This window comes from Streptomyces sp. NPDC045021 (assembly GCF_056432645.1).
Genome location: NZ_JBWKIQ010000013.1, coordinates 78,951 through 93,548 on the forward strand (window position 1 = coordinate 78,951; position 14,598 = coordinate 93,548).

The 14,598-nt window shown below is 70.5% G+C and carries 11 protein-coding genes; 9 read left to right on the forward strand and 2 right to left on the reverse strand.

Annotation, left to right across the window (positions count from 1 at the left end):
- Nucleotides 1–186 precede the first annotated feature (186 nt).
- Together AC07DC_RS32440 and AC07DC_RS32445 are read right to left on the reverse strand one after the other, a co-directional pair.
- Nucleotides 187–336 carry a hypothetical protein gene (locus tag AC07DC_RS32440; RefSeq protein WP_478918059.1) on the reverse strand — a complete coding sequence of 50 codons (150 nt, stop codon included), beginning with the start codon at nucleotides 334–336 and terminating at the stop codon, nucleotides 187–189.
- A 32-nt stretch (nucleotides 337–368) separates the two neighbouring features.
- Entirely contained in the window at nucleotides 369–734 is a 366-nt protein-coding gene (locus AC07DC_RS32445) for an MGMT family protein (RefSeq protein ID WP_478918060.1), read from the reverse strand.
- Nucleotides 735–814: 80 nt separating this feature from the next.
- Between AC07DC_RS32445 and AC07DC_RS32450 the strand changes: the two genes are divergently transcribed.
- From AC07DC_RS32450 to AC07DC_RS32490, 9 genes are all read left to right on the forward strand, one after another.
- Nucleotides 815–3,646 (forward strand): lysylphosphatidylglycerol synthase transmembrane domain-containing protein, encoded by a 2,832-nt coding sequence (locus AC07DC_RS32450; protein WP_478918061.1) that lies wholly within the window; start codon nucleotides 815–817, stop codon nucleotides 3,644–3,646.
- A gap of 193 nt (nucleotides 3,647–3,839) precedes the next feature.
- A complete protein-coding gene (locus tag AC07DC_RS32455) occupies nucleotides 3,840–6,443 on the forward strand; it encodes a beta propeller repeat protein (protein WP_478918062.1) in 2,604 nt (867 codons plus the stop codon).
- Nucleotides 6,444–6,624: 181 nt separating this feature from the next.
- Nucleotides 6,625–7,410: a VC0807 family protein gene (locus AC07DC_RS32460; protein ID WP_478918063.1), complete on the forward strand. Its 786-nt coding sequence runs from the start codon at nucleotides 6,625–6,627 to the stop codon at nucleotides 7,408–7,410.
- 56 nt (nucleotides 7,411–7,466) lie between these two features.
- Nucleotides 7,467–8,477, forward strand: coding sequence for a hypothetical protein (locus AC07DC_RS32465; protein ID WP_478918064.1), 1,011 nt, complete (start codon nucleotides 7,467–7,469; stop codon nucleotides 8,475–8,477).
- Nucleotides 8,478–8,558: 81 nt separating this feature from the next.
- Nucleotides 8,559–9,704: an Rv3169 family protein gene (locus AC07DC_RS32470; RefSeq protein ID WP_478918065.1), complete on the forward strand. Its 1,146-nt coding sequence runs from the start codon at nucleotides 8,559–8,561 to the stop codon at nucleotides 9,702–9,704.
- 168 nt (nucleotides 9,705–9,872) lie between these two features.
- On the forward strand, nucleotides 9,873–10,958 hold the full coding sequence (locus AC07DC_RS32475) for a phosphotransferase family protein (protein WP_478918201.1): 1,086 nt from the start codon (nucleotides 9,873–9,875) through the stop codon (nucleotides 10,956–10,958).
- A 202-nt stretch (nucleotides 10,959–11,160) separates the two neighbouring features.
- A complete protein-coding gene (locus AC07DC_RS32480; protein WP_478918066.1) occupies nucleotides 11,161–11,829 on the forward strand; it encodes a hypothetical protein in 669 nt (222 codons plus the stop codon).
- Nucleotides 11,817–12,884: a hypothetical protein gene (locus AC07DC_RS32485; protein ID WP_478918067.1), complete on the forward strand. Its 1,068-nt coding sequence runs from the start codon at nucleotides 11,817–11,819 to the stop codon at nucleotides 12,882–12,884. The genes AC07DC_RS32480 and AC07DC_RS32485 overlap by 13 nt, the downstream gene beginning before the upstream one ends.
- Before the next feature lie 103 nt (nucleotides 12,885–12,987).
- On the forward strand, nucleotides 12,988–14,592 hold the full coding sequence (locus AC07DC_RS32490) for an alpha/beta hydrolase (protein ID WP_478918068.1): 1,605 nt from the start codon (nucleotides 12,988–12,990) through the stop codon (nucleotides 14,590–14,592).
- Nucleotides 14,593–14,598 lie beyond the last annotated feature (6 nt).

Here is a 14,598-nt window from a genome sequence, read left to right on the forward strand (position 1 = left end):
TGCGCCGGTCGGAGGGAGGAGGAGGTCACGTGGTTCGCCGGTTCCGTGGGTGCTGTGGGTGGCTCGGGTACTGCGGGTCCTTGTCGTGCTGCGGGTCCTGCGGGTCTTTCCTGTGCTCCGGGCGGCGCGGCTGCCCGGTGATGCCGCCGGTGGCATTGGTGACGCCGGTGCGGTCGGCTGTCGACGCTACGCCTCCCGGCACACGAGCCGCAGCCAGTACCACCCGTGTCCGGGCGTGGACTCGGTCACGTACTCGACCGCGTACTCCCTCACCTCATTCGCGTATGCGTTCACGTACTCCGTACGGACGGCTCGCCGCATATTCCGGTGCGCCATGGCCGAAGCTTGAAACCGTGAGCATCCGGTCGTCACTTTCCCGCGGGCAGGCCGTCCCAGCGGGCCCGCCGCATGTCGATGCGCGGTACATGGCCCTCGGCGGAGCGCGCCGCCTCCCGCAGCGGCGTGCCCTCCTCCCGGTAGTGCTCCAGCGCGCGCAGCTCATGACCGGGCAGCAGATGGCCGTCGGAACGCACCACGCGCCACCACGGCACGGCGCCTCCGTAGAGCGCCATGACGCGGCCGACCTGCCGCGGGCCGCCCTCGTCGAGCCACTCGGCGACATCCCCGTAGGTCATCACCCGGCCGGGTGGGATGGCCTCGGTGGTCTCCAGCACCCGCTCTGCGTATTCGGAGGGCGCGGTCTCCTCGTTCGTCCGCTCACTCATCCGGCCCATCCTGCCTCAGACCACCGACAACGGGGGGTTCAGCGCGCATCCCCGGACCGCTCATGCCACCATCGTGCGCGGGGTGACTGGTGATACGCGAGCAAAACGAGACAGCAGGACAGCAGGACCAGGACGCGGCGGCCGATGCGGCCGGCCGTTCCGCTGCCGTGCCCTCGCCCGATGACAAGACGCCCGGAGCCGACAGCGGCGCCGGTCCGGAGACCGGATCGTCTGCCAAAGACACTGGCAGCGCCGACGGCGCCGACAACGCCGAGACCGAGCCTGAGACCGAGCCCGAGCCCGAGACCCAGACCGAGACCGAGCCCGGGACCGGGACCGAAGAGCCCGCCGTCGTCCACAGCGACGACGTCTCCAGCGACGAGCCGCTGCTCGCGGCCCGCGTGCACCGCCCCGCCGACCTCATGCGGTTCCTGCTCGGCCTGCTCGGCATCGCCGTCGTCATGGCCATCGCCGGTTTCGCCCATGCCACCACCAGCGGCGTCGAGCAGGACATCGCCAAGGGCGCGCGCAACGCGCCCGACGCGCTGAGCACCTTCGCCGGCCTCACCGCCAGCATCGCCGTACTGATCGTCCCGGTCGCCTTCGCGATCGAGCGGCTGATCAAGCGGGACGGGCTGCGGATCGCCGACGGCGTGCTCGCCGCCGTCCTCGCCCACGGCGTGGCGCTCGCCACCGACCTGTGGGTGACCAACGCCGCCCCGGACCCGATCAGGGCCGCGCTGACCCAGCTCGCGCCGAGCGGCGGCGGGATCACCGACCCCGTGCACGGCTATCTGGCACCGGTCATCGCCTATATGACGGCCGTCGGCATGGCCCGGCGCCCGCGCTGGCGGGTGCTGCTGTGGTTCGTGCTGCTGCTGGACTCGTTCGCGGTGCTGGTCGGCGGCTACACGACGCCGTTCTCCATCGTCGTGACGGTGCTCATCGGCTGGACCGTCGCCTACGGCACCCTGTACTCGGTCGGCTCGCCGAACGTCCGGCCCACCGGCCAGAACCTGCTCGCCGGCCTGCGCCGCGTCGGCTTCGCGCCGCTGACCACCCGCCGCGCGGACGACGAGGTCCCCGAGACCCCGGACTCCGAGCGCGGCCGCGGCTATCTCGTCACGCTGGAGGACGGACCGCCGCTCGACGTCACCGTCGTCGACCGCGAGCAGCAGGCGCACGGCTTCTTCTACCGGGTGTGGCGCCGGATCTCGCTGCGCGGCATCAACCAGCGCCGCAGCCTGCAGTCCTTGCGCCAGGCCCTGGAGCAGGAGGCGCTGCTCGCGTACGCGGCCATCGCCGCCGGGGCCAACGCGCCGAAGCTGATCGCCACCTCCGAGCTGGGCCCGGACGCCGTCATGCTCGTCTACGAGCACATCGGCGGCCACCGGCTGAACGGGCTGCCGGACGAGGAGCTCACCGACGAACTGCTCTTCAACGCCTGGCAACAGGTGAAGGCGCTCCAGTCACGGCGTATCGCGCACCGGCGGCTGGTCGGCGAGTCCCTTCTGGTGGATCGTTCCGGCAAGGTCTTTCTGACGGATCTGCGCGGCGGTGAGATCGCGGCCGGCGACATCGTGCTGCGGATGGACATCGCGCAGCTGCTGACCACCGTCGCCCTGCGCGTCGGCCCGGAGCGGTCGGTCAAGACGGCCGTCGCCGTACTCGGCCCCGACGCGGTCGCGGACTCCCTGCCGCTGCTCCAGCCGATCGCACTGAGCCGCTCCACCCGCGCGGAGCTCAAGCAGCTGAACCGCGCGCGGGCGCAGCGCGAGCGGGACGCCGTGCTCGCCGCATCCGCGGCCGACAAGGAGGCGCGGGCCGCGGCGGCCGTGGCCGCTCCCTCGCGCGGCTCGGCCAAGGCCGACAAGCGGGCCGAGAAGCGCGCCATCGAGGTGGCCCAGGACGAGGCTCGCGAGGAGGATCTGCTCTCCCGCATCCGGCAGCAGGTGCTGCTCATCCGGCCGCAGGCCCCGGTGGAGCCGGTCCGCCTGGAGCGGATCAAGCCCCGCACGCTGGTCACCGTCATCGCGGGCGCCTTCGCCGCGTACTTCCTGCTGTCGCAGATCAGCTCGGTGCCGATCGCCGACACGATCTCCCGCGCGAACTACGGCTGGGCGGCCGTCGCCGTGGTCGGCTCCGCGCTCAGCTATGTGGCGGCGGCCTGCGCGCTGGCCGGCTTCGTCCCGGAACGGCTGTCGCTCTTCAGGACGGTCATGGCGCAGATCGCCGGATCGTTCGTGAAGCTCGTCGCCCCGGCTGCGGTCGGCGGCGTCGCCCTCAACACCCGCTATCTGCAGAAGTCGGGCGTCCGGCCGGGCCTCGCGGTGGCGAGCGTCGGCGCGTCCCAGCTGGTCGGTCTCGGCTCGCACATCCTCCTGCTGCTGACCTTCGGCTACATCACCGGCACCGAGAAGACCCCGTCGCTGTCACCGTCCCGCACGGTGATGGCCGGGCTGCTCACCGCGGGTGTGCTGGTACTCGTCGGGACGGCCATCCCGAGCCTGCGCAAGTTCGTCTCCACCCGGGTACGGGCGCTCTTCGCGGGCGTCATCCCGCGCATGCTCGACGTGCTGCAGCGCCCGGCGAAGCTGTTGACGGGCATCGGCGGCACGCTGATGGTCACGGTCACCTTCGTGATCTGTCTCGACGCCTGCGTGCGGTCGTTCGGCGGCAGCCTCAGCTATTCGACGATCGCGGTCGTCTTCCTCGCGGGCAACGCCCTCGGTTCCGCGGCGCCCACCCCCGGCGGCGTCGGAGCGGTCGAGTTCGCCCTCACCGGTGGTCTGATCGCGGCCGGCCTCCCCGGCACGGTCGCCACCCCGGCGGTGCTGCTCTTCCGGCTCCTCACCTTCTGGCTCCCCGTCCTCCCGGGCTGGCTCTCCTTCAACTACCTCAGCCGCAAGGGCGATCTCTGAGCCACCGGGACCGGCGGGCGCTCCCTCCCCAGGCCGTGATCTCCGGGCTGCGGCTCCCTTGATCAACTGACAGGTTCTCGTCAAAGTTTGTCCAAATTCCCTCCTTCCAGGGCCTCTTCCTCCCCTTCCCGTGGTCGGGTCTGGCGTGCACACCTCCGCACCGCCACATCCAGGCCCAACTGGGGAGGAACTGATGTCCGCACCAACCCGCAAGAAGCGATGGCTCACGATCTGCGCCATCACCGCGACGGCCGCGCTCATCGCGGTACCCGCCGGAGCCGCACCCGGCCACGGCAGCGCGAGACCGCACTCCGTCACCGACACCCTCGCCCGTGCCGCCACGGCCGCCGCCGACGGCGACGAGGGAGGTGAGGCCGACGAGATAGCCGAGGGCGCGGATCAGTTCGCCGAGGCCCGCACCTCCCCCGGTGTCATCCGGCCCGGCGCGTACAGCGCCGCCTGGGCGGCCCTCAACGCCCTCCCGAACACCGGCGGGACCTGGCGGCACGACACCGGTGTCGTCTACAACGCCGACGATCCGCGCTATCGCGACATCGTCTCGAACTCCAGTGGCGGCGCCGGCAACGTCACCGGCCGCACCGCGGCCCTGGTCGCCGACAACGCCGGCTATGTCTACGAGGGCAGCGCGGGCGGCGGGGTGTGGCGGTCCCGCACCGGCGGCGGCAAGTGGCAGGCCATCAGCGACGGCCTGCCCGCCCAGACCACCGGAGCGCTCGCCCTGGACGGCGCGGGCAGGCTCTGGCTGGGCACCGGCGAGGCGACGACCAACGCGGACGCCTACCTCGGCAGCGGTGTGTACCTGCTCTCCGACCCACGGCACGGCACGTTCTCGGCGTACAACCGGGTCGGCGGCAAGGAGCTGGACAACACCGCCATCCACACCCTGCGCTTCGGCGGCGACACGGTGTGGGCGTCGACGACCCGAGGTGTGTGGAGCCACTCCATCAGCCGCACCTGGGGCCCCTGGAAACTGGAGTTCGCCCCCAACCCGGACTTCCTGCCCGGAGGTTCGCAGGCGAACGACCCGAACGCGCCGTACAAGAACATCGCCAACGACGTCGCCATCGACCCGAAGAACCCCTCGCGGGTGGTCCTCGCCGTCGGATGGCGCAGCGGCGACACCTACAACGGCTTCTACACCAAGACGAACGGGAGCTGGCAGCGCGTCACGTCGCTCGGCGATCTGCCGACCGCCGCGACCGACGTCGGCAACGTCACCTTCGCCCGCTCGGCCGACGGTTCGCGCTACTACGCGATCGACCAGTCCCCGGCCCAGCAGGCCAGCAACCCGGACAGCTCGCTGGCGGGCATCTACACCTCCAAATCCGGCTCCCCGCTGGGTCCGTGGACGCGGATCGCGGACTATCCCACGCTCAGCGCCGCCGGATCCGCGCTGAACAGCGCCGGCTTCATGCCCGGTGTGCAGGCCTGGTACAACCAGTTCCTGCAGGTGGACCCCAACAACGCGGACCACCTCTACGCGGGCCTGGAAGAGGTCTTCGAGACGACGAACGCCGGCGCCACCTGGTCGGCCGTCGGACCGTACTGGAACTTCAACTTCCCCTGCTGGAACATCGACCCGTCCCGGCAGACCGGCGCGTGCAACCAGACGATCCACCCGGACCAGCACGCGGCGGCCATCGGCAGCTACAACGGCAAGACGTACTTCTACGCGGGCAACGACGGCGGCGTCTACCGCCGCCCGGTGAACGGCTCGCAGGACGCGTCCGGCCACGCCACCGACTGGGCCTCGACCAACGACGGCACCATCGACACCCTTCAGTACTACTCGGTGGGCATCGGCAAGGACCCGGCCCTGCGCGGGGTGGCGATCAACGGCGGTCTGCAGGACAACGGGCAGTCCATTCTGCGCCCGCACGACACCGTCATGGGCTCCAACTTCGGCGGTGACGGCGCCGACACGATCACCGATCCGGCCAACGGCTGCAACATCGCCCAGGAATACGTCTATCTGGCGGTGCAGGTCACCCAGAACTGCGCCGTGAACGACGGCTCATGGACCACCGACCCGACGAAGGCCACCTCGTACTCCGTCGCCCCGGCCGACAACGCCACCGGTGAGGCCCGCTTCATCGCCCCGCTCTCGGCGGACATCAGGAACAGCAACGCCTGGGTGGCCGGCGGCCGGCACGTCTGGACGCAGAGCCACGGCTACACGATCCGCAGCTCCGACGAGTGGACCAACGCCTTCGACCTCGGAGAAGGCCACACCGCCACCGCGGTGGCCGCCTCCGGCGGCAAGGTCTACGCGGCGTGGTGCGGCCCCTGCAACAACCAGGGCTTCACCCGCGGCATCGCCGTGGGCAACGCGGACGGCACCGGCTGGCACCAGATCGACCTCCCGGCGACCGGCGCGGACGGCACCGTACCCAACCGGTACCTGTCCGGCTTCGCCATCGACCCGAAGAACGCCGCCCACGTGTACCTCGCGGTCAACGGCTTCTCCCGGCACTGGACCGAGGGTCCCGGCGCCGGCATCGGCCACGTCTTCGAGTCCACGGACGGCGGCACCACGTGGAAGGACATCTCGTCGAACATGCCCGACGTGCCGTCCGACTCCCTCGTCGCCCTCCCGGGCGGCGGCCTCGTACTCGCCACCGACCTGGGCGTCATCTACCGGGCGCCCGGCAGCACCGGCTGGAAGCGCGTCGGGCACCTGCCCGCCGTGGCCGTCCTGCAGATCAAGACGGGCCCGGACGGGCGCCTGTACGCGGCGACGCACGGCCGCGGCATCTTCTCGCTCGATCTGAGATGACGGTGCGGCCGACCGCCCCGACGGCGCGGCCGGCTCCACCGAAGTGACGGATGTCCTGGCCGGATCGCCGCGATCCGGCCAGGACATTTGTACTGCCGAAGCCCGGAGATCCATCTCTGTCGAGTGAACGGCCCGCCGCGCGAAGCTCTTCCTACAAGAAGTTCTCACGGAGGAGCCGGACATGACGCAGGTGCAGCAGGAGACGAAGACGCAGGCAGCCGGGACCGGGCAGGAGTCCAACCCGCTGGTCACGATGGTGAAGCCGCTCGTCCTCGACATCGCCGTGCCGCTCGGTTCGTACTACCTGCTGCACGCCGGCTTCGGTGTCGGCCTGGTCCCGTCGCTCATGCTGAGCAGCATCGTCCCCGGTGTCCGCACCATCGTCGCGGCGGTCCGGGACCGGTCGTTCAACGGGCTGGCCGGCATCATGCTGGCGGTCAACCTCGTGGGCATCGTCCTCAGTTTCGTCACCGGCGACGCCCGCCTGATGATCGTCAAGGACTCGGCGCTCAGCAGCGTGGTGGGCATCTCCGTACTGGTCGCGGCCGCCACCGGGAAGCCGCTGATGTCCGCCGGGCTGAAGCCCTTCATGACCAAGGGCCGCAGCGCCAGGATCCTCGCCTGGGACCGGCTGTCGGTCGCGGACGCCCGCTTCCGCCGCGCGGAGCTGCTGTTCAGCACGATCTGGGGCATCTCCATGCTCACCGAGTGCGTCGCGCGGATCGTGCTGGCCTTCGTCCTCCCGGTCTCCACCATGGTCTGGCTGTCGACCGTCCTGCTCGTGGCGTCGATCCTGCTCGCCGCGGTGGTCGGCAACATCGCCACCGACCCGATCGAGCGGATGATCGCCGACGAGACGAACGAAGCGGACAAGATGGACAAGGTGAACGAGGACGGGGCGTCGGTGGGGTCCACCACTGTGACGGAGACCGCCCCCCGGTCCGTGCCCGAGACCGCGACGGCCTGACGGCCCAGCCCCTCCCCTCGCTCCCTCTCCTCTCCCGGCTTCTCGAAGGAACTCCCATGCGCGGCAAAGGCATCAACTACGACACGGGCTTCTCCCCCGCCGGCTCGCTCTCCCGCACCGACTTCGACCCGGACGTCGTCCGGCGCGAGATGCGGATCATCGCCGACGACCTGCACTGCAACGCCGTACGGATCTCCGGCGGCGACCCGGAGCGACTCTCCGTGGCCGCCCGGCTCGCGGCCGACGCGGGGCTGGAGGTGTGGTTCGCGCCCTTCCCCTGCGAGTTGACGGCCGATCAGCTCGGCCCGTTCTTCGGGGACTGCGCGGACCGCGCCGAGGAGCTGCGGCGGACCGGCGCCGAGGTGGTGCTGGTGACCGGGTGCGAGCTCTCGCTCTTCTCCTCCGGATTCATTCCGGGGGCTGACCTCGATGCGCGGATCACCGCGCTGACCTCGGGTGACCCGGCGATCTACGCCACCTTCGGCGGGATCACGGCCTCCCTCAACGCGCTGCTCGCCGCGACGGTCGCCGAGGCCCGCAAACGCTTCGGCGGGCGCATCACCTATGCGTCGGGACCGTGGGAGGAGGTCGACTGGACGCCGTTCGACATCGTCGGCGTCGACGCCTATCGAGCCGAGTACAACGCGTCGACGTACCGCGAGGAGATCCGCGGCCACTTCGCCCACGGCAAGCCGGTCGCGGCGACCGAATTCGGCTGCTGCACCTACCGGGGCGCCGCGGCGCGGGGCGGTACGGGCTGGGCCATCCTCGACGAGCAGCGCGAGCTCGACGGCGACTACGTACGGGACGAGACCGAACAGGCCAACTACTTGCGGGAGTTGCTGGCGGTCTTCGAGGAGGAGGGGCTCGACAGCGCCTTCTGGTTCACCTTCGCGAGCTACCACCTCCCGCACTTCCCCGACCCGCGCCACGACCTCGACCTGGCCGCCTACGGCGTGGTCAAGATGGTGCCGGCCGGTCACGGAACGGCCTATCCGGACATGACCTGGGAGCCGAAGGAGTCGTTCGCCGCGCTCGCCGCCGCGTACGGCCCGAAATTCGAGTGATGCGTGCACGGATCTAGGCCGAACCTCCATACCTGACGTACCGTCAGGGAATTCTCGACCGCCGAGGAGGAGGAGACGGCCGTGCCCCAACGACCCGTTCCGCTGGACGAGTACCCCGTCCACCAGATCGCCCGATCCATGCGCCATGTCGCCAGCGGTGACCGCAACGCCTACGACCGGTCGATCTTCCAGGTCTTCGACCACGAGGGCCGGGCGCTGCTCATCACCGGCCTCGGCGTCTACCCGAACCTCGGCGTCACCGACGCCTACGCGACGCTGCTCCAGGGCGACCGGCTCACCGCCGTCAGAGCCTCGGACGCGCTCGGCGAGGACCGAATGCGCCAGCAGGTCGGACCGTTGCGGATCGAGGTGCAGGAACCGCTCAAACGGCTGCGGCTGGTGTGCGAGCAGGAAGAACCGGACTCGGACGGGGACGAGGCTTCGAGCCTCTCCTTCGACCTGCTCTGGGAGGCCGACTTCCCGGCCGTGGAAGAACCGCACCACATCCAGTACACCGGCGACCGGCTCTTCCTCGAAGCCAACCGGTTCTGCCAGGCCGGCAGCTGCCACGGCGTGATCCGTGCGGGCGGCCGGGAGATCACCGTGGAGCGCGGCCGCTTCACCGCCACCCGCGACCGCAGCTGGGGCGTCCGCCCCATCCCCGGCGAGGCGCCCGGCCGGGCCGCCGAGGAGTTCCGCGCCGAAGGCTTCCACTGGCTGTGGATCCCGATCCGCTTCGAGGACCGCTTCGTCATGGTGATCCTCCAGGAGGACGCCGACGGCTACCGCACCCTCGACAGCGCCGTTCTCGTACACCCCGCCGAGACCGGCCGCCCCGACGAGCAACTCGGTCGCGCCCACGTCGACATCACGTACCGCTCCGGCAGCCGGCACCCGGAGTCGGCCGTCATCCACCTCACCGGAGCCGACCGCAAGCCCATCGAGATCCACGCCGAGCTGCTCGGCGGCAGCCCGCTGGCGGTCGGCGCCGGATACCCGCCGGCCGGCGACTGGCAGCACGGCGAGTGGAAGGGCCGCGGCTGGCTGGACCGCCGCACGTACGACCTCGCGGACCCGGCGGGCCTGGGGCTGGCGGCGTACGGCGTCATCGACCACGCGGCCCGCTTCACCTGGGACGGCGCCACCGGCTACGGGATCTTCGAGCACGGCAGCTTCGGGCGGCACAACCCCAGCGGGTTCACCGGCTTCGACTCGGTGGCGCCGTAACCCGCGGGCGCGGCAACCCGTTCAGCCCAGTGACCCCGTCAGCCCCTTGGAGCAGCCCGGCGTACTCCCCGCCGATTCCGGCAAGGAATGGGGAGTAGCCGAAGCCCTGTCCGGCAAGGCCCGCAAGGAGGACCCGTGTCGAGCCCGACCCCACCCCCCGCACCGCACATGACCACCAGCACCCGTGATCCTCAGCTCCTGCGGCAGCGGCTCGACGCCTGGCTGCACGCCCGCGAACCCGGCGCGCACACCCGCACCTTCCTCATCCCGTCCTCCAACGGCATGTCGAGCGAGACCGTCCTGTTCGACATCGCCGTGCCGCACCCGACCGGTACCGCGCGCCAGCAGCTGCGCCGCTGCGTCCTGCGGCTGGCCGCCGACCCCGACGCGTATGCGGCCTTCCCCCTCTACGACATGGAGCGCCAGTACCGCACCATCCAGGCCGTCGCCGAGCACAGCAAGACCCCGGTCCCGGCCCTGCTGTGGCTGGAGACCGACCCGGCGCCGCTCGGCGCGCCGTTCTTCGTCATGGAGCGGGTCGAGGGCCGCGTACCGCCCGACGTCATGCCGTACACCTACGGCGACAACTGGCTCTTCGACGCCGACCCCGCCGACCGCGAGCACCTGCAGCAGGCCACCGTCGACGTGCTGGCCGAGCTGCACACCGTGCCGGTCGAATCGGTCGCGTTCCTGGCCGGGAAGTCCGGCGACGCCCTGCGCGACCATGTGTCGGCCCAACGCGACTACTACCACTGGGTCGTTGACGGCCGCCCCCGTTCCCCGCTCATCGAGCGCGCCTTCGACCGGCTCGACGCCCTGTGGCCCACCGACCCCGGCCCCACCGTCCTGAGCTGGGGCGACGCCCGGATCGGCAACATCCTCTACGCGGGCTTCGACCCTGTCGCGGTCCTGGACTGGGAGATGGCCGCCCTCGGCCCCCGCGAGCTGGACCTCGGCTGGATGATCTACCTCCACCGGTTCTTCCAGGACCTCACCGAACAGACCGGCTACCCGGGCCTGCCCGACTTCATGACCCGTGGCGCCATCGCCGACCGCTACCGCAACGCCAGCGGCCACACCCCCCGCGACCTGGACTTCCACACCCTGTACGCGGCCCTACGGCACGCCAACATCATGCTCCGCATCGGCTACCGCCAGATCCACTTCGGCGAACGCGCCCTCCCCGCCGACCCGGACGACCTGATCATGCACCGCACCTCCCTGGAGGCGATGATCGAGGACCGCTACTGGTGACCGTCCCGGGGGCCCGCCCGGCCGGGCCCCCGCCGTCCCGCTCGCCGGCAGTGACATGAACGTGACGTATTAGGCACAGACCCTCCCTCGATCCCCGTGCGTGACTTGGGTAACGTCGTACGTCCTACGTACGGGGACCACGGGGACGTACAGAGAGCTGACCCGACGGTGCCCACCCACCGACCGGGAGCCCTCCACCTCTATGCGAGCCCCCACAGCGCTCACCGCCGCCGCCCTCGCAACGGCGTCCGCCCTCCTGCTCACCGCCTGCGGCGGGGGCGGCTCCGACGGCAAGTCCGACACGATCGACGGCGTCCCGACGACCGCATCGTCCGCCCCGGCGACGGCGACGCCGTCGGTCTCCGCGACGCCGACTGCGACCGGGCCGGACCTCACGTTGCCGGCAGATCTGAAGCTCGAATTCGCGTGGACGGCGCCGTCCGATCACGCCAAGGCCGTCGCATTGGCCGATGCCGCCAACTTCGTGCAGAGCATCGCGCACGGTGTCGTACAGCGGAACGCGAACGACCCGGGGCTGAAGACCTATTCACGGGACGCCGCCTTGGCGTACGGGAAGTTCCACGTCCAGAACCACCTGACGCACGGCTGGACCCTCACCGGGACCGATCGCTACTACCGTCCGCAGATCAGGGTGGCCGCCGACGGGCAGACCGCCGAAGTGGCGTTCTGCAACGACCAGACCAAGATGTACGGCCGCGAGGTGAAGACCGGCAAGGTCCTCTACACGCAGCCGAGCGACAAGGATCTCTCGTACTACTCCATCATCATGACGAAGCTGCCGACCGGCCCGGAGCTGTGGCAGGCCAAGTCCATTGACGTGAAGGGGAAAGCGACGCAATGCAAGCAGTGATTCCGGCCCGGGTCCTGAGACGCGGCCTGGCCGTATCCGCGGCCGCGGTGCTGCTGTCGGGCGGTGCTGCCTTCGCGGGCGGACCGGATGACAACACCACCCAGCCTCCCCCCGCAGACAACGGCGGCGGCTCGAAGCACGGCGAGATCTACGCCAAGGTCTCCTTCAACCCCGCCAACGGCCACGACGGGCCGGGTCGCGGCCCGCTCAAGTCGACGGACGTGAGCTGGAGTCCGCCCCCTTGCTGGTACGCGCCGATGTACGGCGCGAAGGAGTACAAGGAGGTCTTCGAGAAGGGTTGGACCGAGAACTCCGGTGATTGGCACGGCACGGCCGGCACCGCGATGGGCCAGATGCGCGACCACTACACGGACGGCTATTCGTGGCCCGGTCACCCCGGCTACAAGGACTTCAACGTCGCCGAGGACGGAAAGGGCATGTTCTGGGCGGGAGTGGAGAATCCGGAATCGACGGATGTCCTGGCCCGCGGCTCGTGCTCCGAGATCCCGTTCTGGGTCGAGAACGGCAAGACCCCGCCCATCAAGAACGCCATCTCTCCCGAGCTGCTCTCCCAGCTCGCCTACCAGCGGATGCGTGTCCCGGGCACCAACGTCTCCATGAGCCCGCAGACGAACCAGACCGTCAACCTCCCCACCTGGGTCTGGCTGAGCGGGGACGAGTACGCGCCCGTCACCGTCAGGGCTTCGGTCGCGGGCGGCACCATCTGGGCGGAGACCACGGCCACGCCGTTCAGCGTGCACATTGAGCCCGGCACGGAGGACGCCAAGGTCTACCCCGCCGGCGGGGACTGCCCGATCGGCAAGGACGGCCATGTCGGGACGCCCTACACCAAGGGATCCACCGGCAGTCCTCCGTGCGGCGTGACCTACCTCCGGTCGACCCCGAACGGCTCCTCGTACCAGCTCACGGTGACTGTGACCTGGAAGGTCACCTGGCGGGGCTCCGACGGCCCGGCCACGCACACGCTCCCGGACGGGATCTTCGGGACCCCGACTCCCGTCACCGTGAAGGAGATCCAGACCGTCGTCCGCTGATCACTCCGCGGGCCCGTTCACCGCGCGCCCAGCCGCAACCGCAAGCAGACCTATCCGCCCGTATGGGATCATCCGCGCATTGGGAACGACGGGTGGGAGATCCATGAGCAACGTATGGGTGCGGCGGGACGCGGTGGTGGGTGTCGCGTTGGTCATCGCGCTGGGGGCGGCGGGGTGTACCGGCGGGGATTCGAAGGCCGCGGACGACAAGCCCGCGGCAACGACATCCGCGTCGGGCACCACGCCGCCCGGCGGGCCGGGCGCGCTGCCCGGCTCGCTGACCGGGCAGAAGCTGAGCTGGAAGCGGTGCCCTGCGCCGAGCGTGGCGCAGGGGGCGGACGGGAAGGCGCCGGGGAGCGAGTGGCAGTGCTCGACGCTCAAGGCGCCGCTGGACTACGCGAAGCCGGACGGGCCGACCATCGGTCTCGCGATGATCCGCGCCAAGGCCACGGGCGGCGGCGCCCGGCTCGGGTCGCTGGTCTTCAACTTCGGTGGCCCCGGCGGCTCGGGCGTCGCCGCGCTGCCGTCCTTCGAGAAGGACTACGAGAAGCTGCGGTCGCGCTACGACCTGGTGAGCTTCGATCCGCGCGGGGTCGGCGAGAGCCAGGGCGTGAAGTGCCTGAGCGACCGGGCCACGGACGCCTCGCGCTCGATCGACGGGACCCCGGACACACCCGACGAGGTGCGGGCGCAGCAGGCCGATCTGCGGAAGCTGGTGGCGGCGTGCGTGCAGAACTCGGGCGACGTACTGGCGCACGTGGACACGATCAGTGCCGCCCGCGACATGGATCTGATGCGCCAGGTCCTGGGTGACGACCAGCTGCACTACTTCGGTATCTCGTACGGGACGGAGCTCGGCGGCGTCTACGCCCATCTGTTCCCGCGGAAGGTGGGCCGCGCCGTCCTCGACGGGGTGGTCGACCCGACGCTCGACCCGGAGCAGGCCGGCATCGGCCAGGCGAAGGGCTTCCAGCTCGCGCTGGACAACTACCTGACGGACTGCGCGAAGAACACCGCGGCCTGCCCGACCGGCCGCAGCCGGTCGGAGGGCGACCGGTGGATCGCCGCGTTCCTGGCGAAGCTCGACAGCAAGCCGCTGCCGACCGACGACGGCCGCGAGGTCACCCAGACCATCGCGACGAATGGGATCGCCGCCACCCTGTACTCGAAGGACGACTGGAAGTACCTGACCATGGCGCTCAAGGAGGCCAAGGCGACAGGCAGCGGCAATCTGCTGCTCGCCTTCGCCGACTCGTTCGCCGGCCGGGACCAGAAGGGCCGGTACAACAACCTGATGCCGGCCAACACGGCGGTCAACTGCGCCGACGCCAAGCAGCGTTACACGCAGGACCAGGTGCGGGCGAAACTGCCGGCGTTCCGTCAGGCCTCCCCCGTCTTCGGCGAGTTCCTGGCCTGGAGCCTTCCGGCGTGCACCGGCTGGCCGGTGGCGGGGAACTGGCAGACGCCGGACGTCGGCGCCCCGGGCGCGGCGCCGATGCTGGTTATCGGCAACACCGGTGACCCGGCCACGCCGTACGAGGGCGCCGGGAAGATGGCGGCCGGGCTCGGTGCGGACGTCGGGATCGAGATCACGTACAAGGGCGAGGGCCACGGCGCGTACAACAGCGGCAACGCCTGCATGACGAAGACCGTCAACGCCTATCTGCTGGACGGGACGGTCCCCGCCAAGGGAACCACCTGCTCCTGATCGGAC